Origin of the sequence: Bacteriovorax sp. DB6_IX, assembly GCF_000447775.1 — a bacterium.
Classification (GTDB): Bacteria; Bdellovibrionota; Bacteriovoracia; order Bacteriovoracales; family Bacteriovoracaceae; genus Halobacteriovorax_A.
Map to the genome: position 1 here is coordinate 18,383 of NZ_AUNJ01000369.1, position 23,007 is coordinate 41,389.

Consider the following 23,007-nt stretch of genomic DNA (forward strand, 5'->3'; position numbering starts at 1 on the left):
CATATAATAATAGTGGACAATAGAGAGGTGGAAAACTTTCAAAAATCACAAAATGGACATAGCTTCTTACTCGATGATGAGTTCTTCGAAAACTTTACTTCTATTCACACTCGAAAGAATTATCTCATTGATATCAACCAATTTCTAGAATGGGTTGAGTTCTATTTTAAAGTCAGTGATTATGCAAAGATTCAAAGAATTCACGTCATTAAGTATCGTAACTACCTGGCAGAAGCTGGCTCATATGCAGGAGAGCCATGCTCACCAAAGACCGTCAACAGAAAGCTTGCCAGTCTCTCGACATACTTCAAATATCTAGTTGAGAGAAATTATTGCAGTTTCAATCCAGTCTCTAGTGTTAAAAGGCCAAGGCCGGAAGTCAAAAGCCCCACTAACGCTTTAAAGAAAGAACAGGTCTTAGAGATCTTTCACGAAATTTCAAAGAACCAAAACTCAGGTCCACTCCATATGGCCTTACTGGTCACCTTTTTTACGACAGGCCTTAGAAAGAGCGAGATACTCAATTTAAAGTTTAAGGACTATCAACGCCTAGGCGACAATATGGTCTTAGAATACCGCGGAAAGGGTGGAAAGCTTGGAAAGAAGCTCTTAAATCCTACCTGTATCAAGGCCCTTAATGACTATATTGAATGGATGGCCGAAAAAGAAAGAGCTCACACTGAAAATGATTGGCTCTTCCAACCGACTCGCAACCCTGCCAATCCAGAGCATCTAAATAAGCCTTTAAACCCCAAGACGATTAACGAGATGCTTGAGCGCTATGGAAAAAAGATTGGACTAGGCTTTAAAATCACCCCTCACTCGGCCAGGGCGACATTTATTAGTGAGCTTTTAGAGATTGGAGTTGATATTTATACCGTGGCAAGAGAAGTTAATCACGCCTCAGTTAAGACCACACAAGAGTACGATAAACGTAGAAAGAAGCTACTTGAGTCTCCTGTGATGAAAATTGATTGGGAATAATTAAGCGGCCTTCTTATCGGCCACTAACTCATGAACAGTCTCCAAGAAATAGGCTGATTGAAGATCTTCCTTTGTGAAAATATGTAAGAATCCAAGCGTCATTAGCTTCATTCTATCTAAATCATTGAATTTCTCAGAACTCACCATAATGAAGTTGCAATGCTTAAAGAGACATTCTTGCGATGATTTCACAATCATTTCATCCCCTCTAAGATCGGGCATAATATAATCGAGAATAACACAGGCCGGTTTTTTAGCGACAATAGCATCATGACCTTCATGAGGATCGTGATAAACTTCATACTTAAGACCTGTGTCCTTAAGAATCTTATCAAATACTGTTTTCATGAATTTATCGTCATCTACAACAATTATGTCCATACCTTCTCCGTTCACATAGGCTTTTCGGATTTTTGTGGGAAATCATGAGCTTAAAAAAGTAGATTTGTGTCATAATTATCATGCGCCTCGCACAAAATTACAATATCTTGTACCGTCATTTTTATGTCATACACTATATCTGGTATAACCACACCGCACAAAAGGGCTCTTTGACCCTTCTAAAAATTATATGTAAGAATTTTTAAGATGATAATTTTTGAGTATTCCTAGATTTGACAATGGCTAAAGCCCCTATCCATAAGGCTTTTCGATTTTCACGTTTTTTTTCTTCAAATTTTACGCTGTGCATGATATAACAAAATATCCCCTCTTTGACCTGTTGTATATTGTCTTTCAAGTTCTCAGGGCCTACTATTTTAATAGAACAACACACACAACACAGAAACCGTAAAACTTGATATTTTTAATTGACTATCACTCTTTGAAGAGACGTTTTTGCACGATGTAAGGAGGAAACTCGTGGATCCTATTTTAGCCCCAAATGAAGACAGATTCGTTCTATTCCCAATCAAATACCACTCTGTTTGGGAAATGTACAAGCAACACATGGCAGTGTTCTGGACAGCAGAAGAAATTGACCTAGTCCCTGATTTAGCAGACTGGGAAAAATTAACTGATAATGAGAAGCATTTCATTACTCACGTTCTTGCTTTCTTTGCTGCAAGTGATGGGATTGTAAACGAAAACCTAGCTCAAAGATTTTATAACGACGTACAAATTCCAGAAGCGCGTTGTTTCTATGGATTCCAAATTGCTATGGAAAATATCCACTCAGAAACATACTCTCTTCTTATCGATACATATGTAAAAGACGCTGTCGAAAAAGATAAGCTCTTCCACGCAGTTCAACACTTTGACTGTGTTGCGAAGAAAGCGAATTGGGCCCTTAACTGGATCTCATCAAAGAACTCTTTTGCTGAAAGACTTGTTGCATTTGCTGCCATCGAGGGGATCTTCTTCTCTGGTTCATTCTGCTCAATTTTCTGGCTTAAGAAACGTGGACTAATGCCAGGACTATGTACTTCAAATGAATTCATTAGCCGTGACGAAGGTCTACACTGTGAATTCGCAGTTCTAATGCACTCTCTTCTTTCTGATGAAGAAAAGGCCAGCAAAGAGACAATTAGAAATATCATGACTGAAGCTGTAGAGATCGAAAAAGAATTCATCACAGAAGCACTTCCTGTTTCACTTATTGGAATGAACAAAGATCTTATGGTTCAGTACATCGAATACGTTGCTGACTTCTGGATGGATAGACTAGGAGTTGAAAAAGTTTACAATAGCGACAACCCATTTGATTGGATGGAGCTTATTTCTCTAGAAGGTAAGACAAACTTCTTTGAAAAGAGAGTTTCTGAGTATCAAAAACCGGGTGTCCTTTCAGATAAGACACTTAACACATTCACACTGGACGCGGAGTTTTAATCATGTACGTAATCACAAGAAGTGGAGACAGAGAGCCAATCAAATTTGACAAAATTACAGATAGAATCAACGGCCTGGCCTTTGGTTTAGACAAGAACCATGTTGACCCAACTCTTATCACTCAAAAGGTAATTGAAGGGATTTACGATGGTATTACAACTAAGGAGCTAGATAATCTTGCAGCTGAAACAGCAGCATATCTAGCAACAAAGAACCCAGACTACACTGTGCTTGCAGGTAGAGTTGCAGTTTCAAACCTTCACAAAGAAACGAAGGGATGTTTTTCTGAAAATATTAAGGAAATGTACCACTGGGTAAACCCAAAAACAGGAGAGCATGCTCCACTTGTTTCTAAAGAACTTTATGAAACAGTAATGGCCAATGCTGAACGACTTGATAAGTCTGTTGTTGATAAGAGAGATTTCAACTACGACTACTTTGGATTTAAAACTCTTGAAAAATCTTATCTTCTAAAAATGGATGGAAAGATTGTAGAGAGACCAGGTCAGATGCTCATGAGAGTTTCTGTTGGTATCCACATGAATGATATGGATGCTGCGATTGAAACGTACAATCTGATGAGTCAGAAGTACTTCACACACGCGACACCTACTCTATTCAACTCGGGAACAACTAAGCCTCAGCTTTCAAGCTGTTTCCTACTAACAATGAAAGATGATTCAATTGAAGGAATCTACGATACACTTAAGCAAACGGCCCTTATTTCTCAGTCAGCTGGTGGAATCGGACTTTCAATTCACAATATCAGAGCGAAGGGTTCTCTAATTAAGGGAACGAATGGAACTTCTAACGGAATCGTTCCAATGCTTAGAGTATTTAACGATACGGCGAGATATGTTGACCAAGGTGGTGGAAAGCGTAAGGGTTCTTTCGCAATCTATCTTGAGCCATGGCACGCAGATATTTTTGACTTCCTTGAAATGAAGAAGAACACAGGTAAGGAAGAACAAAGAGCAAGAGACCTTTTCTACGCTCTATGGACACCTGATCTGTTCATGAAAAGAGTTGAAGAAGATGGACAGTGGTCACTATTTTGTCCACATGAGTGTCCAGGACTTGCTGACACTTACGGTGCAGAATTTGAAAAACTTTACACAAGTTATGAAGCTGCAGGAAAAGCAAAGAAGACAATTAGAGCACAAGACCTTTGGTTTGCTGTTCTTGAATCACAAGTTGAAACTGGTTCTCCATATATGCTCTACAAAGATGCAGCAAATGAGAAATCAAACCAGAAGAACCTTGGGACGATCAAGTCTTCAAACCTTTGTACAGAAATCCTTGAGTACACAGCACCAGATGAAGTTGCTGTTTGTAACCTAGCTTCAGTTGCTCTTAACATGTTTGTTAAGGAAGAAAACGGAGAAATGGTTTACGATCATGAGGCACTCTACAAAGTTGTTTACAGAATGACTCAAAACCTTAACAGAATTATCGACGTTAACTACTATCCAGTTATTGAAGCTAAGAACTCAAATATGAGACATAGACCAATTGGACTAGGAGTACAGGGACTACAAGATACATTCTTTAAGATGAGACTGCCATTTGAAAGTGAGCAGGCCCTTAAACTAAATAATGATATCTTCGAAACAATCTACTTCGCTTCCGTAACAGCTTCAAAAGATGCTGCAAAAATTGAAGGAACTTATGAGACTTACGAAGGTTCTCCTATTTCTCAAGGACTTCTTCAATTTGATCTTTGGAATCACAATGATCACTCAGGAAGATGGGACTGGGATGCACTTAAGGCAGAAATTAAAGAGCACGGTGTGAGAAACTCACTTCTCGTTGCTCCAATGCCAACAGCATCAACTTCTCAAATCCTTGGAAATAACGAGTGTTTTGAGCCAATTACTTCAAATATCTATGTAAGACGTGTTCTTTCAGGAGAATTTGCAGTTGTTAATAAGTACCTTGTTAAGGATCTTATCGATGCTGGAATCTGGAGTGAAGATCTAAGAAACGAGATCATCGCAAATAATGGATCAATTCAAAATATCCAAAGAATTCCAGAGGAACTTAAGGCCCTTTATAAAACAGTATGGGAAGTTAAGCAGAAGGCCGTTATCGACATGTCAGCAGGACGTGGGCCATATATTGACCAAGGTCAATCTCTTAACGTTCACATGGAAGCACCTAACTTTGGAAAGCTTTCTTCAATGCACTTCTACGCATGGAAGAAAGGTCTTAAGACTGGTATGTACTACCTAAGAACAAGAGCTGCAGTTAACGCTGTTCAGTTCACTGTTAAGAACCCAACAGCTGATAACTCAGCAGAGCTAGCAAAGAAGGCCCAAGAAAATGTTGAGGCCATGGTTTGTTCTCTAGACAATCCAGAAAACTGTGAAGCTTGTGGATCTTAATTAGAGCGTAGATTTTACGATTTAAAATATTTTGCGAGGACCCAATGTGGTCCTCGTTCTATTTGTGCGACATGAAATAGAGAAAGGACTTACGATGGAAAAAGAATTTTGGATGCAGGCCTGGGAAGATAGAAGAATTGGATTTCACCAATCTCAATACAACCCGGTGATGACTGAACACTATAAGGATCTTGAGCTAAAAGATAAGAATGTCTTGATACCGCTTGCTGGAAAATCAAAGGATATTCTCTACTTCATAGAAAGAGGCGCAAATGTCACGGCAATAGAGCTTAGTGAAATGGCCGTAAAAGAGTTCTTCGAAGAAAATGGTATTGTGCCACAGCTCTCAAAGACTGCGACCCATACTATATATGAATCACAGGGCCTTAAATTCGTCTGTGGAGACTTCTTTAGTTATAGTCCTGATCAAGGTAAGCACTTTGATTACTATTATGACAGGGCCTGTATTGTGGCCTTACCGATGGAGATGAGACAGAGTTACTATAAGAAAATTGAGTCACTTATTGCTATTCACACAGATATCTTCATTATCACCTTTGCCCACAATGGCCCAAAAGATTTTGGACCTCCCTTCTATGTTCCAGAAGAAGAGATTCTCACGGCCTACAAGAATATTGGATTTGACCTGAATTTCACTGTCTTCAATGAGAGCAAAGCTGAAGGTCGATTTAAAGAGGCCGGTATAGATAAAATGAAAAGACTTCATTGGAAGAAGCAAATATAAAAAAAGGGCCATTTCTGGCCCTTTCTTATTTTTAATATCTCAATTAGAGTTTGAAATTTGAAGGTAGTGCTTGGATCATTCCAGGAATCATCATTGGAGTCACAAAACTCTTCTTAGATGGCATATCGAGAATATCAATCTTGGCCTGATTAACAGAATCAGCAACATTCATCTTTAGAGAAAGAGTCGCCGCTCTTACCGCTCTATCAGTATTCACAATCCCAGAAGTTGTCACCTTACCAAGAAGGAAGTCCTTCTTATCAACAGTACCTTTAAGAATCATTTTGACCTCAAGTGGAGTCAATTCAGGATTAATATCAAGAATTCTTCCGGCAACACCGGCCACAAATGGTGCCGCCTGAGATGTCCCAGAAACTTCAATATACTCATTTCCTGGCGCGGCAGATCTGATAGCAACACCTGGTGCCGCAATATCTACCATCTTCTTCCCGTAGTTAGAAAAAGGGGCCAGTCCATCATAGTCGATAGTCGCAGCAACTGTGATAACATTGTCACCTTTTAAGTTTGCTGGAGAAGTTCCAAAGACATCATTATCTAAACCATCGTTACCTGCAGCAAAGACAAAGAGAGTTTTTGGAGCGGCCTTAAGCATTTTAGAACCATGCTTAACAAGTGAAGAAATAAAGTAAGTTGCATACTTCTTTACATCCTCTTCAGATGGATCTTTTCTAAGAACTTGCTTATAAACTGTTTCAACAATCATTTTCGCCTGTGGATAACCAGTACCAAAAGATCCATTTGCCACAGTCATTTTGTGAGAGTCAACATAAGCTGCAATCTCTTCCATCATCGTCATTTGTTGAGAAGCAAGAAGATCAATTCCCTTCTTAACGAGCTTTTCAATAAAACCCTTATTGCTTGGATTCTCCCCTAACATAAACGGTAATTTGACTTCTGTAGGAATGAGTTTTGCCGCAAGAATCTTCGATTCATCAGACATTCTTGCAGAGATCCCAGCAACGTGAGTCCCGTGCATAAAGTTTCCATAAATTGAAAGTTTCTTAATGAATTCTTGATCCTGAACCTTCGCTCTCATCCAAGTTAACTCTTCCTCACTAACAGTTCCTCTAATGGCCTTGGCCTGCACTGAGAAGAACTTCTTAATATCGTCATTAAGAGTTCCTAAGTAGCTATAGTCGATAACTTGAGAGTTAGATTCAGCAAAGTTCCAACCGTGAATATCATCTTGATATCCATTGCGATCTTCATCTCTACCATTGTCAGCGATTTCTAATGGGTTAATCCACGCCTTTGGTGCAATTAACTCATGTTTCATATCTGTTCCAGAGTCAATAATTGCAATATTCGCAGCATTTACTTGAAGAGCTCCCATAACCAGGGCACTTGCTAGTAGCTTTAAAGTCATCTTAGCCTCCTTGCTAAGCTAGTTTTGATTTACTATTATTTTTATCAATATTTAATCTTCCCTATTTCTATTTCAAAAGTAAATAGCTGAGAAAGTAAGAAAAATAATATTTTCTATCACGACTAGAGGACTCAACTTTATGGCAAAGATATTCTGCACTAAAACAATTCCAAAAGAATCATGGACAAAGCTTAAAGAGCAAGGTCATGAAATTAATATTTGGGATGATAAAATCCATGGACCCATTAGTTATGAGGAACTTCTCAAACAAGTGAGTGACTGCCAGGCCCTGGCCTGTATGCTGGGTGACAGAATAGACCGAAACCTCATTGAGCATGCTCCACAGTTAAAAGTAATCTCTCAATATGCCGTGGGACATAATAATATTGATACCAAATATGCCAATGAAAGGGGAATTATTGTCACAAACACGCCAGACGTTCTCACTCATGCCACGGCAGAGCTGGCCTTTGCCCTACTTCTTAGTTGTGCTCGAAAAATTATTCCTGCGGCCAAGAATGTAGAAGAAGATCAGTGGCTAGGTTGGGAGCCACTTGGTTTCTTAGGAAAGAGTCTTAAAGATTCTACTGTGGCAATCATTGGAGCAGGTCGAATTGGACAAGAATTCGCTAAAATGTGCCATGGGGCCTTTGATAGTAAAATCGTCTATGTCTCACGTAGCACAAAAGAGGGTTTTGAAAAGTCCTTCAACGCTCAAAGAATGGAATTAAAAGAAGCTCTCTCCCGAGCAGATATTATTTCACTTCATTGCCCCCTAACTGAGCAAACAAGGGAGCTTCTTAATAATGAAACACTCTCCTACTGTAAAGATGATGCCATTATCATTAATACCGCTCGTGGAGAGGTCATCAACCAAGAACATCTGATTGAGAATTTAAAAGTGGGAAAATTTCACAGTATAGGCCTGGATGTCACAACACCTGAGCCACTGCCTGAAAACCACCCCCTCAGACAGTTTGATAATGTCCTCATCGTGCCTCATATCGGCTCTGCCACCGAGATCGCGCGTAAGGAAATGGGCAGATTAGTTTGTCAAAATATTGAAAACGTTCTGAGCAAGATCTCCCCTATAACTCCCGTAACCAATTGAAAATATACAATTAACAAAAAAAAGGTAGCGTAAAAAGGAAATAGGCATATAATTTTAGTAGGTAAATATAAAATTTCTTTAATTAAATAGGGGTCAATTATGAAGCAAACAGTACTTATTGTAGATGATTGCGAGGATATGAGAGAGCTAGTGGCCAAAATCCTTGATGGTCAATATGACGTTGTGACAGTGGGAACAGCAGAAGAAGGACTTAATAAGGCCTGGCAACTTAAGCCACACCTCATTATCCTAGATATCATGTTAGATGATGCTTCTGGATACGAACTATGTAGCCAAATCAAGTCAATGGACGAGTTAAAGAATACTCCGATTATCTTCATCTCATCTAAGACTGGTTCAAACTCAAGAATTACAGGATATAAGCTTGGAGCTGTCCACTATCTTGAAAAACCATTTGAGCCTGAGGAGCTAAGAGCAATTATTCAGACCGTTCTCTCTAATTTAAAAACTGAGTCTGTGCTTGAGACAATTGACTATACTGATATTTCACTGAATATCCCTTCTCAAGAAGTGGCCATTCGCGGTGAAAAAGTTCACTTTACTTCAAGTGAGTTTAAAATCATTCACCTTCTTTTAAAGAATTCACAACGTGTTCTTTCAAGAGAATCAATTCTTAATCATATTGCCCCAGATAACCACAAAGTTAATGACCGTATGATTGATACATATATCAGCTCAATTCGTAGAAAGATCAAACCATCAAGCTATGCTATTAAGTCCGTCTACGGCGAAGGATATAAGATTATACAGCTTAGCTAAATGTGAATCAATTTTAGTTTAAATAAACCCCAATTAAATATCTTAAAAGAAGGACTGTTTTTAGACAGTCCTTTTTTTGTTTCATTATGTTCTTATCTTCACAGTGTTTTATAGTTTATTAAGCTTGTCTCTCGATAATTAGGTATGAAAACAAAACACGTCAAAAACCAAATTATAGTGATTGATGATAGCCACGACATTGGAAGACTTATGCTCCACTGCCTACAAGAAAGAGACGATAGCAATATCCTCTATTTTCAAGATTCTGTTTCAGCACTAGACTTTCTAAGCTTTAATAACTTTGAGGGAAATAAGTGGCTCATTGTCGATATCATGATGCCAAAGATCAATGGCCTTGAGCTTATCGTTAGGGCCAAGGAAATTGATCCGAGTTTTAATATCTGCGTCCTAACCAATAATCATGATGAAAAGACAATTAACGATGCCTTTAGACTCGGCATATGTGAGTATATTTTTAAGGACCGATCAAGAGATGAAATTATCTACAAGGTCAATTCACTCATTGATAATGAAATTGAACAGACACCTGAATATATAGAACTCTACGAGGTCAGTGAGGTGATCAATAGTTATAAAGTCAAAAATAGAATTGGAAAGAAATTAATTTTAGAAACCAAGGAAGAGCTTCCTCTACACTCCCTAGTCAATATCCCAGACCCAAAGGGAAGAGGACACTTGTATCGAGTTGAAAAATGCGACCTCATTGATCACGGCGCCCTCATCACCTGCAAGGGTGTTAAGAGTGCTTGAGCCTCATACGAGTGACAAAGCGGTGAACAAAGAAAACTGCGAGTAAAACAAAGAGAGCACCAGGGTAATTGCGATGGGCCTTATTAACATCCTCAATTGTCCCACAAGCTCCACCACCACCATTAGTGACCTGAACACGTGATTCAACATTTGAAGTCCCACCAGAGAGAACTGTGTCTTGATACTCAAAGCTAGCATCAGGAACTTCTCTACGGGCCTCTAAGACGGCCTCATAGGCATCAACAGTCCCCTTAGAGCAATTAATATTACGACAGTAAACCGACTGGGCCGTCCTCACCATAATATCTTTCACCTGATCAACATAGAGATTAGGATTAATAGAGAAGATCATGGCCGCGGTAGCTGAAATAAATCCCGCCGACATAGATGTCCCACTCATTGTCTTATAAGACTCTGATGAAGCAGTTGTATAACCACCATTAACCGTTGAATAGATAATATCACCAGGGGCCGAGATATCGATAATAGAGCCATAATTGCTATAGGTAGACTCTCCTCGATAAGTATTGACGGCACCAACTCTAAAAACACCACGACAGTTGGCTGGGGTATATTCTAGAGAGTCCACATTTGCCCCATCATTTCCAGAAGAAACAACAACAAGTGCTCCTCGAGAATTGGCAAAATTCACCGCCTCTTGCATATATTGACTACAGCTTCCACGACCACCAAGACTTAAATTGATAACTTTAGCAGGGCTCTGGTTTGTTCCCACACCAGAGACACTACCACCTGCGGCCCAACGAATAGCATCTGCAATATCTGATGTTTTCCCACCACATTGTCCAAGAACACGAATAGGTTGAATTTGAATATTTGTTCCAGCACCAGCAACACCGACACTATTATTAGTTTGTGCTGCCACAATACCTGAGACGTGAGTCCCATGCCATGAAGATGAGCTCATGCTTCCACAATTAGAGCCAAACCTAGCATAATCTCCTGTATCAGTAGGATCAGAATCTCTTCCATCACCATCTTGTGAGTTTGTTGAATCAGAAATAAAGTCATGCCCTTGAACATAAACCGCATTGAGATCACTGTGAGAAGTTCTTCCCGTATCAACAACTGCAACAGTTATGGTCTGAGCACCACTGACCTCTTGCTTGGCCATCTCAAAAGAGTCGTTCAAGTAATTCACCATGGCCCACTGCTGAGAGTAAAGAGGATCATTAGGAGAAGAATGAAGCTGTAAGTAGCGATCTTCCTCTACATATTCAATTTGATCATCACTATCACTAGTGGCCAGCGCTGAAAGTGTCGTAGGATCGATCTTACTCGTCACGACCTTCCCCGATCTGTATTTTACAATGAAATCAGCAAATACATGCTGTGTCCCTAATAGACATAATAGAAAAATCCATTTTCCCATTTCGCTCGTCCTTGATCTCTCTACCCTAGAACATCCTATCCCAGGGCCTTATCAAACATCCTGTCTGACACTGTTATATTAGCATATCTCATGCCAAGAATTGTTAACGTGATATCGGGGCACTATCTTCCGACTGGCCGATCTACAGGCCTTTTTGGCACTACTGGCGACAGCATTTTGACGCCAATAAGTCTTAACTATCTGTTTTCATGTGGAGTGGAAAATCTCAAAGCTGGAAATAAAAAAAGGCCGTCATTTTTAAGACGGCCTTTAATTATATATTCTATTTTTGTTTTTGATTAGATTCTAGTTAGCTAGGCTCATTAACTCAGTTACGTTAGTGATTCTTGTTACGTCCTCACCACGACAACCTTCATTTGTACACTGCTTAGGAACTCTACAACCTTTTGACCAGTCGTAAACATAGTCTTGCTCACCTCTTACTAGAATTCCTTCTACAACTCCTGTATCTGCGTTAAATACCGCTGATCCAGAGTTTCCACCGAAAGTATCTAGGTTAGCTGAGAAATAAACATCACCAGAATTATTTCTTACCCATGCATTGTCAGCAATCTTAGTTGGTAGCCCTGTTGGGTGACCAATAACAACGATCTTTTGACCGTTTTCAATCTTTCCTTCAGTTCTAAACTTTAGAGGCTCTCTATCAGTAACTTTTCTATCAAGTCTAATAAGTGCGAAGTCCATTTTATTTGTTCCGTTCAGTTCTTGTTGAACGATTTCTTTACACCCGTAAACAGCATCTTTATCAACAGTGATATCCTTAGTGATCTCAGCTGTTTCATAAGCGTAACCAAAAACCCACTTAGACCCACTACAGTCAGCTTGACTTCTCACACAGTGTCCAGCTGTTACTAACAGATCGTCTCCAACTAGGAATCCTGAACAATTCGCTGCAGTTGCATGGTTTGCAAATTTTGCAGAAGAACAAATCCCTCTATCTTCTAGAGTAGAACCTTGGATCGTTACAGAGTTATCCTGAGTTGTCATTTTAGGATTAGGAATCATTGCCGCAGTTGATCTAGCAAGATTTAAAAGATGTGGATTAGACTCTTGGTATGGGTCTCTTCTGTCATCTGATCCGTAGATTACCTTGTTGATAGCTTGAACTGGCGCAGAGAAAGTTAAAACAAGTAGCGCTAAGCTTATCATTCCTAATTTTGTCATTACATTTCCTTTTTAGTGCGTGTGAGATTTTTGACTCATGCATTAAACTACTGTCAGAATCGATTGACAACTGACATGATCTTACATCTGAGCGTGTAAGAACTTGTAAGACAATGATATAAAAGGGAAATTATTTAGAAAAAGTACTAACCTTCCAGCGACGGCCATCTGGGTCAGTCATGAAGAAGAACTTAACCTCACCTAAGTCTTTAATTTCAGGCTTCTTCATTTGCTGAAGAAGCTCTTGTGACTCTCCAGCGCTCTCTAGGCGATAATTTAAAAACTCAATCTTATTGTTGAGCTCTTCTAACTCTTCAAAGTCATTAACGTAGAAATCAATAAGAGTACTTGAGCCACACTCTGCCAAGCGCGGGCGTTCAATGATGAGGAAGTTGATATGTTCATGGGCCAAAGAGATAGAATCACTGTGAATCTCCATCTCCAATTCAAAAAGATCACATAGAAATGATGCGAGTTTTTGTTTGTCTTTACTAAATAGAACGATTTGACCTAAACGAACCATGGCAATATTGTATTAATGAATGGCCCAAACGCGCAAGGGAAAAGTTTTTCTAACTGCTACACAGAAATGGGGTTGCTCAAATAGGATTTGGGTAAAAAAACAACACCTTGCTTATTAACTTTATTAACAGTTAAGAAAATTACGATAATTCAAAAATGATTTCATGGAGATGAGTGAAGCTCACCCCCACTAAAGAGGAGCAGTTTCTACGCCCTGCCTTTGAAGATCTTCTAGAATACTCTCAATTTTGACTATATCTTCTCCACGACAATCATCATTATCGCAAACTCGAAATTCAAAGCACTTGTCCTCGTCATTCCAAACAAAGTCTTCTTCACCACGAACAAGCATTCCCGTCAGCTTATTATCACTCTTTCTAAAAACAGGAGCTCCACTATTACCCGCAAATGAATCAAGATTTGCCACATAGAATTGATCTTCTTCAGCTCGAATATTTCCAACCTCTGAAGTCATACTTGCTAAACCGAGAGGATGGCCAATCATGAAAATGTCATCGCCAACTTGAGAAGATCTAGCTAGGGCCAGAGGCAATACTGGTCTTTGGGCCTTTCTATCGACTTTAATAATGGCATAATCCAGACCTGAATTGGCATCGACATTATGAGAGATAATCTCCTTACAATGGAGGATTTGATCATCTGTGAAATATTGAAAGCTCGTTTGTGTAAAGTACTCTTCTCTCGCATTGAGAATCCATGACTTTTGATCACAGTCCCATTGAGCATGGGAGAGACAATGTCCAGCAGTTAAAAGTGTGTCATGATTTATAAGAGTTGCACTACATGAACCAAGGGCATTGAATTTACTCCAAGGATTTCCCTTACAAATAGGGGCCTTATTCCCAAGAAGAACTGAGCGCATTGTAAAGAGCCCACTCACGAGTGCCGGTTGGATAGCATAGCGCTGAACTTGCATGGCAACTGACTGGGAAAGAAGTTTAATTTTTACGTCCTTAACCTGGGTCGTTTGACGAATATTTTGATCAGCGTAAATGACCTTATTCTTACTCGAAGGCAGGCGAATATCAAGAATTGCCTGGGCCTGAGTGGCCAGAAGGACTGAAGTTAATAGAAATAAGAATTTTGATTTTACCTGCTTCATATATGCGTCGTCTCCCAAGGCCCTAATATGCCCTGAAGCCGCGTCAGATGGTAGTAATTTGAAATCTTTATATGAGTTTTTGGGCCTTTTTTGCGTCCATAAAGACACTCAAGTCATGAATTCGATAATAGATATTGTATTGAGAGTACTTTTTCATCCAATTAGCTAGGATAAGAAGGTGAAATCTCTCACTATACTCCCTCTTTTGCTCTTTATCGCGACCACAACTTAGCTGCTGTAAAAAAGACTTCTTAGAGACACCGAGAACCCATCTCTTATGACAGTGAATATAAGTGTCACTTTCTTTTAACAACTGCCAATTATGCTCAGAGCTCTTTGAAAAGCCAAAGCATGGATCCAATATAATGCGCTTAAGATCAATATCATGAGAGGCCAATTTTTCTAGCCCCTCTTCGAAGAAGAGCTTGAGATGATCTTCAATAGCGTACTCTCCATCATAGATATAATCCATATGAGAGCTAGATTGTTCTCTGTCAGGGGCCAGGTTATGACAAAAGACATAATCAAGTTCTGAGTTCTTCTTTAAAAGAGAGATCGCTTGCTGATCAATCACACCACTGATGTCATTCCATATGACTCTCTTCTTTGTGACTTGAACTAAGAGAGGGAGAAGTTTTTCAATCGTTTGCGGATGATATGAGTCGATTGAAAATTGCGCTTGTTCTAGAAGTTTTAATACCTCAGCATTTTCTAATAGAGGGAGCAAATATTCTTCATAGCGCTGCCACTCTTCAATAGCTGTAATGGCCTGATTGAATGGGGCCGTGCTCTCTGCACCAAAATCCAAACAAAATGGAGTAAGCTCATTGGAAGAAGTTTGATGATAAGCTCGAAGGGTTGCAATTAGCTGTGAAGGATCAAAGTACTTACCTCCATCAGAAAAAGAATTGGGAGTGAGGTTAATCACTCCCATTGGTATTTGTTTTGAATTCATTATGCTAGTGAAGGATCCTTGTCACCTTGTGACTCAGATGATTCTGGTGTCGAAGAAAGAGTATCTTCAACATTCTTTTGCTCTTTAACCATTTCTGATTCAAAGCTTGCTGGCTTCTTCTTGCTATCAACAAGAGGAGCTCCAATATCTTCACCCTTGACTAGGGCCTGAACTTGTTTGAAGTCTAGCGTTTCCCAAAGGATAAGTCCCTCGGCCAAACGATCTAGAGCATCTCTATTATCAGTTAGAATCTTCATCGCATGCTTATAGTTCTTATCGATAAAGTGGTGAATTTCAGTATCAATTTCCTTGGCCGTATCATCAGAGTAACCAATCCCCTCACTTGGTGCCGAAGAACCAAATGGAGAAGCACCTGGCTTCTTATAATTACGAGGTCCAAGCTTATCACTCATTCCCCATGAACAAACCATGCTACTTGCAAGACTTGTGGCCTTTTCAATATCGTTACTTGCCCCATTAGAGATCTCATTAAAGATTAACTCTTCAGCACATCTTCCCCCCATGAGGAAAGCGATATAGTTCTCACCCTTTTCTTTTGTTAGGTTGAGCATATCTTCATTTGGAAGCGTTTGTGTGACACCGAGCGCTCCCCCACGAGGCATAATAGAAACCTTGTGAATAGGATCTGCTTTTGGAAGATTCATTCCAACAAGTGTATGCCCGGCCTCATGATAGGCCGTCACTCTCTTTTCTAAATCAGAAATGACCATCGACTTTCTCTCTGGCCCCATTAGAACCTTATCCTTGGCCATTTCAAAATCAATCATCTCAAGAGCTTTCTTTCCATATCTTGCAGCAAAGAGTGCTGCTTCATTAACAAGGTTGGCAAGATCTGCCCCAGTAAATCCTGGAGTTCCCTTTGCGATAACTTCGAGATCAATACCATCAGCTAAAACTGTCTTGGCCGTGTGAACTTTTAAAATACCTAGTCTCCCTCTAACATCTGGAGGTCCCACAGTAACTCTTCTATCAAAACGACCTGGTCTTAAGAGGGCCGAGTCAAGAACGTCAATTCTGTTAGTCGCTGCAATAAGGATGACACCTTCATTAGATTCAAACCCATCCATCTCAACAAGAAGCTGGTTAAGAGTTTGCTCTCTTTCATCGTGTCCACCACCCATACCGTGTCCACGGTGACGACCAACGGCATCGATTTCATCGATAAAGATAATACATGGAGCATTCTTCTTTCCTTGCTCAAATAGGTCACGGACTCTTGAAGCCCCAACACCTACGAACATTTCAACAAAGTCAGAACCTGAAATTGAAAAGAATGGTACATTGGCCTCACCGGCCACAGCTCTTGCAAGAAGAGTCTTACCAGTCCCAGGAGGACCAACGAGAATAACACCCTTAGGGATTTTACCTCCAAGTGATGTATACTTCTTAGGATCTTTTAGAAAGTCGACAACTTCCTCTAGTTCTTCCTTGGCTTCTTCAACACCAGAGACATCATCAAATGTCACCTTCTTATCATGAGGAGAAAGCATTCTCGCTTTTGACTTTCCAAAGCTCATGGCCTTTCCACCACCAGATTGAAGTTGCTTTAAGAAGAAGATCACAATAACAAATAAGAAAATCATTGGACCCCAATGAATTAACATTGTCGTCGCAAATGATTGCTTCTCTTCTTTTTCATATTCTGGAGTGATTCCATTTTCTCTTAAAATTTTAAAGGAATCAGAACCAGTGTCACCAGTTGTTTCAAACCAACCAGTCTTGTTGGCAAGATTATCCTTATACTTTCCAAGAATAACGTCCTTACCTTTAAAAATAACTTTGTCTACTTCCTTATTCTCAACTCTTTCAATGAGTTGTGGATAAGTGATTTTCTCATAAGTCGTCTGTCTCTCGCTTGAAAGCTTTGCTACAGCGGCAAATAAGAGGATGGCCACAATCCATAATAATAGTGTTTTTTGCTGACCTTTCATTACAATCCTTTTTGGGGTTAAGTTTATGAAATTTATAAGTTTTAATTCTAGAGTCCCGAGCACAAACTTTCAACAAGACTTTAAAATAAAATGGTACCATCTTAACTAATGTCAAGCCTAGTAAATTAGAACGGGAAATTAAATCCAAAAGAGAACAGGACCATTTTCTAGACGCCAAGCAAAATGAAAGAGAACCCTTTCATCAAGTAGCTCCTGGCTTTGACGCTCCACCATAGCAATGGCCGACTTTAAAGACTCCTTCTGCTTACTCGCTCTTGAAATAAAGGGAACTGGATCAGGAATCTGCGAAACACTGTACTTTGAAAGAAGTTGAATTTCATGATCGGGTTTTAAAATAAATAAATATCGACTTGTACAATAAACCTTAAGTCCGCCACTAAAACTCAATGGGCCATTTAGACCTGGGCGCTGAATAAGTTTTGCCAACTCAATAAGCTGATTATGAATCTTTCCTCTCTCCACTTGAGAGTACTGTGAGATGAGACTTCTTAAAGGACCAAGATTATCACTAGAAATAGTGACACGAGGATTCAGTGTCACGACTGCTCCCCACTCTCTCTTATGTGTCTTTAAAATAAGACGGGCATAACTCTTTGAACTCTTCTGATGGAAGTCTTTTGCAAGCTCAATTTTAAAGGCACTCTTGTTGGCCCTTCTCGCAAGCTCATTATGTTGCCTCACATAGTGCTTGAGATATTGTGGGAACCTTGGAGCAATTTGCTTATTAATAAGATTTCTCAAATAGTTTCTTTCAAAGTTAAGATTCTTATTTGAGCTATCTTCAAACCAAGTCAGATTCTGCTCTTTAGCAAATCTGAGAATATGCTTCTTAGACATACACATTAATGGTCTTCTTATATTTTGCGAGCGAACCGCAATACCGAGCGAGGCCTCGAGATTTGATGACTTAAGTTTTTGCATTAAGCTCCACTCAAATGAATCATCTATATGATGACCCATTAAAAGAATTTCATCGTCACTCATCTTTTGCTTGAAGATACGACGACGCTCATCTCTGGCAATCTTTTCAAAATTTCCTTGAGATAAATCCATTTTCAATGAATGAGACTCAAAGGACATCTCTAAATGTTTTGACCATTCATAAAGATAATCGACTTCCTTCTTAATCTCTTTTCGAGTGCCATGATCGATATGAATAAGTCGTGGTCTATGGGTCAGTTTTATAAGTCCCATTTTTAAACTTAACGAGATGGCCTGTGTTAGAACAACAGAATCAACTCCACCACTAAGAGCTATGACTATCTTTGAATTATGAGAAAAAAGAGCAGTCTCTAGAATAAATTTGTTGAGAAATTTAAGGAACTCATAACTAAAACGCGGTTGCTTAAATGGTTGAAATTTTTCTGTCATAAAAGTAAATTATGCCATTGACATAACAAACGCAAGCCATTAGTATCCTAAAACACAGTAAGACATGGCAGGGTAGCTCAGTTGGTGAGAGCGCCGGATTCATAACCCGGAGGTCGGGAGTTCAACTCTCCCCCCCGCCACCATTTCACACTTCTTTTTATCCCACTACTTTTTTAAACTATGACTCGCAGGACTCGTAAGATTCGCAGGATCAAGATCGCGAATGATTCCTTTTGTGATCACCTGAAAATCTAAGATTGGTCTTAGCGCAAAACCTCGTCCACTCACTTCAATATTTTACTGAATATTTCAGAAGACATCTTAACAGAGCTTGCTTGTAATAAGGTAAGGCCCTATCAATAAAATAAACATGAAACTCATATTTAAGATATACTATTTCTATGAAACTTATACTTGGTACAATTGCACTTTTAACTCTTATTTCTTGTTCTTCTCCAGCAGAGCTTAGCGAATCTGATATTAATCAGGCCCTCTACTACAAGGTGGCCAATCTCAATAGCTTTGGAAGTGAGCTCCAAGACACTATGAGTATAGTAAAAATCAAGCGCCTAGGAGAATTTGGTCTAACAAGAATTAAACGTTTTCACAGACGCTACGACTTTGAAGTCCAAATTAGATTTAATCAAAAGTGCTATCAACTTGGCCATGTTTGTCTTAAGCAGAGAGTCTTTAATACCGTCAATAATCCGGATGTCTTTGTCAAAAGAGATAAGAATGAGACAGTCACACAGAACTACTTTATCTCCTTTGTAAAAACGAAAGAAGGATGGAAAGTTGTCGATGAAAATATCCAATGGCCAAAGAAGCCCGAACTCTCAAAGTAAAAGAGCGACCTTACCAATAGGAGTCTCTTTGGTAAGAGCGAAGCTTCTTTAAAAGTCTTCTTCTTTGGGCCGCCTTAATAGATGGAAGATGCTTTAAAAGTACAAGAGGGTTCATCACTGCCCCTAGGACTTCGGTTAGAACTTTGCCTCCACGCTCAACGGGAGTCTTTCCTCCATAGGCCTGACGATAGAGATACTTTGAATGAGAAAGACCATGATTGTCCTTTCTAAGCTCTGTTGTCAGATCAAACTCAACGATCAACTCCACCACCCCAGTATCTTTCTTAGTTAGTATACGATTGTCCCTAAGACATTTTCGAAGGAGTCGTCTCATATAGATTTCCAGATATTTAGATTTTGAACTGAAGTAACTTAAAGACTCATCGAATTGCCCCTTGCGATCGATGACAATCTTGATTTCAACGATTCCCTCCAGCCCAATTTCAGAAAACTCAGAAGGATAGACTAATTGCTCATCTATAAGCTCAACAACTTTATAGTGCTTGGAAGAATCCTCTTGCTCAAAATTCTTAAGCTCTCCCCTAGCGTGTGAGAAATCTAGCCCTTGCCAAATCTCTCTTCTTCTTGAATTTAATCTTGAATTTAATCTTGAAACTTTCTTTCGTTTGTTCGAAGGCCTTTGATATCTTTTGATCTTAACTCTAGATGATCTCTTGGCCACGTTTACAAGCTTCTTATTATTGAAATTTTGATTTAAAGAAATACGGGTCTTAAAGATGATTAAGACATGAACCAGTAGCGAAAGAATGAGTGCGAATAATAATGAGAATCTCAAAAGCATAACAAATGGTAGAAATTAAAAATCTAACCATTGTTATGCTTTTGTTAAGTTTAGGAAAAATTTATGATTTACTTGGCCACTAATGTGAGAATTGTTGCGAGGGCCACTGTTTCACCAGTCTCATCAGTCACATCAACTTGCCACTTAACAACACCTCTTGGGATTTCATCTTCCTTAACTTCTTGGTCAATCTTTTCTTTACATGTTAATTGCACCCCAATAGTTGCACCAACATAAACAGGCTTAATAAATCTCAATTCATCAAGTCCATAATTAGCAAGAACAGGCCCCTTCTTTGGCTCTACAAAGAGTCCCGCAGCAGCAGAAATAACAAAGTAGCCATGGGCCACGCGACCTTCAAAGAAAGTTCCATCAAGTGATGTTGTATCTGTATGCGCATAGAAGTGATCCCACGAAATATTCGCAAAATTGACAATATCAGCTTCCGTAACAGTTCTCTTCGCTGTGGTATAAGTATCTCCAACCTGGAGTTGTCCAAAATTCTTTCTAAAAGGATGGATTCCTGATTCTGGTCTCTGTGCTCCAGGAATAAATTTATTAACCACCTTTGTTAGCATAGAAGGATGTCCCTGCAGGGCAGTTCTTTGCATATAGTGATAAATTCCTCTTTTACCACCCATCTCTTCACCACCTCCTGCTCGTCCAGGTCCACCGTGAACAAGATTAGGAAGAGGAGAACCATGCCCAGTTGATTCCTTGGCACAAGATTCGTTGAGAATAAGAATACGACCATGACTCGAGGCCGTTTCAAGAACCATCTCTCTTGCAAATGTCGTATCACTTGTCACAATAGAGCTCACAAGTGAGCCCTGTCCCATATGAGATAACTCTTGCGCCTCTTCAGGACTCTTATATGGCATAATCGTCGACACTGGCCCAAAGGCCTCCACGTTGTGGACATCAGTTTTATCAAATGGAGAATCGCAGTAAAGAAGAGTTGGGGCAACAAAAGCTCCCTTGTCAGCATCAGCTTCCAAGAGATTCTCCCCAGTATGTCCACCAGCGATAAGCTCACATGATTTTCTAAGCTCAGCAATCTTAGCAAGTACTTCCTCTTGCTGATCTTTTGAAGCAAGAGGTCCCATTCTCACATCTTTTAAACGAGGATCACCAAGAGTGGTTTTTTCAAGTCTTTTAACAAGGGCCTTTTGAACATCCTCAACATAGTCTTGTGGGACAATCGTTCTACGAATGGCCGTACATTTTTGACCGGCCTTAACAGTCATTTCTCTGGCCACTTCTTTAATGAAGATATCAAAGTCAGCTGTTCCCGGGGCCGCATCTGGCCCAAGAATAGAACAGTTGAGAGAGTCGGCCTCAACATTAAATGGAATATTATTATCTAAGATATTCTGATGAGACTTGAGCATCTTTGCCGTGTGGGCAGAACCCGTAAAAGTCACCACATCTTGAGAATTAACATGATCGAGAATCCCATTCGCACTTCCACAAAGAAGTTGGATAGCACCCTCAGGAAGAATTTTTGAAGCAATAATTTCTTTAACGACTGCTTCAGTGAGATATGAAGTTACAGTGGCCGGTTTTACAACACAGGCCACTCCGGCCACGATATTAACGGCTATTTTTTCTAACATTCCCCAAACAGGAAAATTGAAAGCATTAATATGAACAGCACATCCCCTCTTAGGAGTCCAAATATGCTGAGCAGAGAATCCTCCTTGGCGAGAGATTGTGTCAGGTTCACCGTCTAGGCAATAAACCTCATTAGGCATTTGCCTTCTACCTATTGAAGAATAAGTGAAGAGATTCCCAATTCCCCCTTCAATATCAATCCAACTATCGACCCTCGTCGCACCTGTTGCGGCCGAGACTTTATAGAAGTCTTCCTTCTTCTCCATCAGATGCATGGCCAGGGCCTTGAGAGCACGGGCCCTTTCATGAAAAGTCATCTTTCGAAGCTTCTTTGAACCCACACTTCTTGAATAATCAAGAACTTCACCAAAATCTATTCCAGCTGTTGAGGCAATCCCAATTAACTCTCCATTAGTCGCATCTCTAAGCTCAGATCCCCCTTCACTACCGGCATGCCACTTCCCGACAACATAAGATTCAATATTCATATATTTTCCTTTTATTAGATATTTAAGTTCGAAAAATATTCTATAGGAAGGCACTTCATCGTGACAATCGCAGAGCGTCCATTTTGGAAAATGAATTTATTTATTATCGTCAAGCAAACACACACTGTCTAAAAACTAGTCGATATAGGAAACTCATTTTGATCAATAAATAGACGTTAGGATTGTGTTGGCCCTCAATATATCAATAAGTTACACCATGACACCCCATGTAATTATGACACACAGTGTGGCACGCAAAGTGCATTAATAGTACTGTACTACTTATAAACACTATTAGATTGGACTTATGTAATGCAAAAGAACTGGGGAAAACTCTTACTTTTATCGGTCACGGCCCTAACGGTTAGTGCCCAATCCATTAAAGAACAGGCCAAACAGCTTGGAATTGATGATTTAAACCTGCATATTGGTTCTAAATTCGCAAATCTCCAAGGCTCACCAGACAGGGCCACGAAGTATTCTCTAACAGCAGCATTAGAGTCGAAAATCACATTAACTAATGACTTAAAATTCCTATCATATGTTGGGTTTCGTTATGAGACAGGATCTTCTCGAGTTGATTTCAACGAGAAGAGATATACTCCATCATCAAAGCTAGTCTATGACTATGCTTATATGAACTACAATCTCTTTGATATCATTGATCTTCAGGCGGGAGCACTTGATAATACAGACTCACGTGCCACATCTTCTTTAGTAAACTCTTATGTTTCATTTTTAGGA

General features: G+C 39.6%; 21 protein-coding genes and 1 tRNA gene. 10 read left to right on the plus strand and 12 right to left on the minus strand.

Going from position 1 to position 23,007, the window contains the following annotated elements; genetic code table 11:
- The first annotated feature begins 27 nt into the window (after positions 1-27).
- Positions 28-984: a tyrosine-type recombinase/integrase gene (locus M901_RS11555; RefSeq protein ID WP_034721916.1), complete on the plus strand. Its 957-nt coding sequence runs from the start codon at positions 28-30 to the stop codon at positions 982-984.
- On the opposite strand, the gene M901_RS11560 is transcribed toward M901_RS11555, so the two are convergent.
- Positions 985-1,365, minus strand: coding sequence for a response regulator (locus M901_RS11560; RefSeq protein WP_034721918.1), 381 nt, complete (start codon positions 1,363-1,365; stop codon positions 985-987). It abuts the gene before it with no gap.
- A gap of 480 nt (positions 1,366-1,845) precedes the next feature.
- On the opposite strand from M901_RS11560, the gene M901_RS11565 reads away from it, so the two are divergent.
- The 3 genes from M901_RS11565 (at position 1,846) to M901_RS11575 (ending at position 5,943) form a co-directional block, all read left to right on the plus strand.
- Positions 1,846-2,814, plus strand: a complete 969-nt coding sequence (locus M901_RS11565; RefSeq protein ID WP_021278376.1) for a ribonucleotide-diphosphate reductase subunit beta — start codon at positions 1,846-1,848, stop codon at positions 2,812-2,814.
- 2 nt (positions 2,815-2,816) lie between these two features.
- Entirely contained in the window at positions 2,817-5,198 is a 2,382-nt protein-coding gene (locus tag M901_RS11570; protein WP_021278397.1) for a ribonucleoside-diphosphate reductase subunit alpha, read from the plus strand.
- 94 nt (positions 5,199-5,292) lie between these two features.
- Complete coding sequence (locus M901_RS11575; protein ID WP_021278399.1) at positions 5,293-5,943, plus strand: thiopurine S-methyltransferase Se/Te detoxification family; 651 nt, start codon at positions 5,293-5,295, stop codon at positions 5,941-5,943.
- A 43-nt stretch (positions 5,944-5,986) separates the two neighbouring features.
- Here M901_RS11575 and M901_RS11580 read toward each other — a convergent pair whose 3' ends face one another.
- Positions 5,987-7,330 carry a S8 family serine peptidase gene (locus M901_RS11580; protein WP_021278377.1) on the minus strand — a complete coding sequence of 448 codons (1,344 nt, stop codon included), beginning with the start codon at positions 7,328-7,330 and terminating at the stop codon, positions 5,987-5,989.
- Between the two features lie 139 nt (positions 7,331-7,469).
- Here M901_RS11580 and M901_RS11585 point away from each other — a divergent pair, with 139 nt between their 5' ends.
- The 3 genes from M901_RS11585 to M901_RS16625 all read left to right on the plus strand — a co-directional run bounded on the left by M901_RS11585 (position 7,470) and on the right by M901_RS16625 (position 9,992).
- Positions 7,470-8,441, plus strand: a complete 972-nt coding sequence (locus tag M901_RS11585) for a D-glycerate dehydrogenase (RefSeq protein WP_021278369.1) — start codon at positions 7,470-7,472, stop codon at positions 8,439-8,441.
- Positions 8,442-8,540: 99 nt separating this feature from the next.
- Complete coding sequence (locus tag M901_RS11590; protein ID WP_021278375.1) at positions 8,541-9,221, plus strand: response regulator transcription factor; 681 nt, start codon at positions 8,541-8,543, stop codon at positions 9,219-9,221.
- A gap of 144 nt (positions 9,222-9,365) precedes the next feature.
- A complete protein-coding gene (locus tag M901_RS16625; RefSeq protein WP_081653439.1) occupies positions 9,366-9,992 on the plus strand; it encodes a response regulator in 627 nt (208 codons plus the stop codon).
- On the opposite strand, the gene M901_RS11600 is transcribed toward M901_RS16625, so the two are convergent.
- The 7 genes from M901_RS11600 to tilS form a co-directional block, all read right to left on the minus strand.
- Positions 9,979-11,385 carry a S8 family peptidase gene (locus tag M901_RS11600; RefSeq protein WP_053335871.1) on the minus strand — a complete coding sequence of 469 codons (1,407 nt, stop codon included), beginning with the start codon at positions 11,383-11,385 and terminating at the stop codon, positions 9,979-9,981. The genes M901_RS16625 and M901_RS11600 overlap by 14 nt on opposite strands.
- Before the next feature lie 306 nt (positions 11,386-11,691).
- Positions 11,692-12,570 carry a serine protease gene (locus M901_RS11605; protein WP_021278390.1) on the minus strand — a complete coding sequence of 293 codons (879 nt, stop codon included), beginning with the start codon at positions 12,568-12,570 and terminating at the stop codon, positions 11,692-11,694.
- A gap of 130 nt (positions 12,571-12,700) precedes the next feature.
- Entirely contained in the window at positions 12,701-13,093 is a 393-nt protein-coding gene (locus M901_RS11610) for a glyoxalase/bleomycin resistance/dioxygenase family protein (protein ID WP_021278384.1), read from the minus strand.
- Between the two features lie 189 nt (positions 13,094-13,282).
- Complete coding sequence (locus M901_RS11615) at positions 13,283-14,215, minus strand: serine protease (RefSeq protein WP_021278362.1); 933 nt, start codon at positions 14,213-14,215, stop codon at positions 13,283-13,285.
- Positions 14,216-14,282: 67 nt separating this feature from the next.
- On the minus strand, positions 14,283-15,170 hold the full coding sequence (locus M901_RS11620) for a dihydropteroate synthase (protein ID WP_021278393.1): 888 nt from the start codon (positions 15,168-15,170) through the stop codon (positions 14,283-14,285).
- Complete coding sequence (ftsH, locus tag M901_RS11625) at positions 15,170-17,122, minus strand: ATP-dependent zinc metalloprotease FtsH (protein ID WP_021278378.1); 1,953 nt, start codon at positions 17,120-17,122, stop codon at positions 15,170-15,172. Before ftsH ends, M901_RS11620 begins: the two co-directional genes overlap by 1 nt.
- Positions 17,123-17,260: 138 nt before the next feature.
- On the minus strand, positions 17,261-18,514 hold the full coding sequence (tilS, locus tag M901_RS11630; RefSeq protein ID WP_021278382.1) for a tRNA lysidine(34) synthetase TilS: 1,254 nt from the start codon (positions 18,512-18,514) through the stop codon (positions 17,261-17,263).
- 66 nt (positions 18,515-18,580) lie between these two features.
- Here tilS and M901_RS11635 point away from each other — a divergent pair.
- Positions 18,581-18,657: transfer RNA gene (locus M901_RS11635), tRNA-Met, on the plus strand.
- 22 nt (positions 18,658-18,679) lie between these two features.
- On the opposite strand, the gene M901_RS18230 is transcribed toward M901_RS11635, so the two are convergent.
- The gene (locus M901_RS18230; protein ID WP_255345244.1) at positions 18,680-18,802 is read right to left on the minus strand and encodes a hypothetical protein; all 123 of its coding nucleotides are present in this window, start codon (positions 18,800-18,802) and stop codon (positions 18,680-18,682) included.
- A 113-nt stretch (positions 18,803-18,915) separates the two neighbouring features.
- On the opposite strand from M901_RS18230, the gene M901_RS16630 reads away from it, so the two are divergent.
- A complete protein-coding gene (locus M901_RS16630; RefSeq protein WP_021278363.1) occupies positions 18,916-19,359 on the plus strand; it encodes a hypothetical protein in 444 nt (147 codons plus the stop codon).
- 10 nt (positions 19,360-19,369) lie between these two features.
- On the opposite strand, the gene M901_RS11640 is transcribed toward M901_RS16630, so the two are convergent.
- Both M901_RS11640 and paaZ read right to left on the minus strand, forming a co-directional pair.
- Positions 19,370-20,161 (minus strand): hypothetical protein, encoded by a 792-nt coding sequence (locus tag M901_RS11640; RefSeq protein ID WP_021278381.1) that lies wholly within the window; start codon positions 20,159-20,161, stop codon positions 19,370-19,372.
- A 68-nt stretch (positions 20,162-20,229) separates the two neighbouring features.
- Positions 20,230-22,263: a phenylacetic acid degradation bifunctional protein PaaZ gene (paaZ, locus tag M901_RS11645; protein WP_021278368.1), complete on the minus strand. Its 2,034-nt coding sequence runs from the start codon at positions 22,261-22,263 to the stop codon at positions 20,230-20,232.
- Positions 22,264-22,575: 312 nt separating this feature from the next.
- On the opposite strand from paaZ, the gene M901_RS11650 reads away from it, so the two are divergent.
- The coding region (locus M901_RS11650) for a hypothetical protein (RefSeq protein ID WP_021278394.1) at positions 22,576-23,007 on the plus strand (432 nt) is incomplete at its 3' end.

What these genes read in the sequence shown, in the direction of transcription:
- M901_RS16625 (WP_081653439.1), top strand. Translation starts at nt 9,366, where the DNA reads ATGAAAACAAAACACGTCAAAAACCAAATTATAGTGATTGATGATAGC.
- M901_RS11605 (WP_021278390.1), bottom strand. Translation starts at nt 12,570, where the DNA reads ATGACAAAATTAGGAATGATAAGCTTAGCGCTACTTGTTTTAACTTTC.
- M901_RS11560 (WP_034721918.1), bottom strand. Translation starts at nt 1,365, where the DNA reads ATGGACATAATTGTTGTAGATGACGATAAATTCATGAAAACAGTATTT.
- M901_RS11575 (WP_021278399.1), top strand. Translation starts at nt 5,293, where the DNA reads ATGGAAAAAGAATTTTGGATGCAGGCCTGGGAAGATAGAAGAATTGGA.
- paaZ (WP_021278368.1), bottom strand. Translation starts at nt 22,263, where the DNA reads ATGAATATTGAATCTTATGTTGTCGGGAAGTGGCATGCCGGTAGTGAA.
- ftsH (WP_021278378.1), bottom strand. Translation starts at nt 17,122, where the DNA reads ATGAAAGGTCAGCAAAAAACACTATTATTATGGATTGTGGCCATCCTC.
- M901_RS11590 (WP_021278375.1), top strand. Translation starts at nt 8,541, where the DNA reads ATGAAGCAAACAGTACTTATTGTAGATGATTGCGAGGATATGAGAGAG.
- M901_RS16630 (WP_021278363.1), top strand. Translation starts at nt 18,916, where the DNA reads ATGAAACTTATACTTGGTACAATTGCACTTTTAACTCTTATTTCTTGT.
- M901_RS11620 (WP_021278393.1), bottom strand. Translation starts at nt 15,170, where the DNA reads ATGAATTCAAAACAAATACCAATGGGAGTGATTAACCTCACTCCCAAT.
- M901_RS11600 (WP_053335871.1), bottom strand. Translation starts at nt 11,385, where the DNA reads ATGGGAAAATGGATTTTTCTATTATGTCTATTAGGGACACAGCATGTA.
- M901_RS11585 (WP_021278369.1), top strand. Translation starts at nt 7,470, where the DNA reads ATGGCAAAGATATTCTGCACTAAAACAATTCCAAAAGAATCATGGACA.
- M901_RS11610 (WP_021278384.1), bottom strand. Translation starts at nt 13,093, where the DNA reads ATGGTTCGTTTAGGTCAAATCGTTCTATTTAGTAAAGACAAACAAAAA.
- tilS (WP_021278382.1), bottom strand. Translation starts at nt 18,514, where the DNA reads ATGACAGAAAAATTTCAACCATTTAAGCAACCGCGTTTTAGTTATGAG.
- M901_RS11615 (WP_021278362.1), bottom strand. Translation starts at nt 14,215, where the DNA reads ATGAAGCAGGTAAAATCAAAATTCTTATTTCTATTAACTTCAGTCCTT.
- M901_RS11580 (WP_021278377.1), bottom strand. Translation starts at nt 7,330, where the DNA reads ATGACTTTAAAGCTACTAGCAAGTGCCCTGGTTATGGGAGCTCTTCAA.
- M901_RS11640 (WP_021278381.1), bottom strand. Translation starts at nt 20,161, where the DNA reads ATGCTTTTGAGATTCTCATTATTATTCGCACTCATTCTTTCGCTACTG.
- M901_RS11570 (WP_021278397.1), top strand. Translation starts at nt 2,817, where the DNA reads ATGTACGTAATCACAAGAAGTGGAGACAGAGAGCCAATCAAATTTGAC.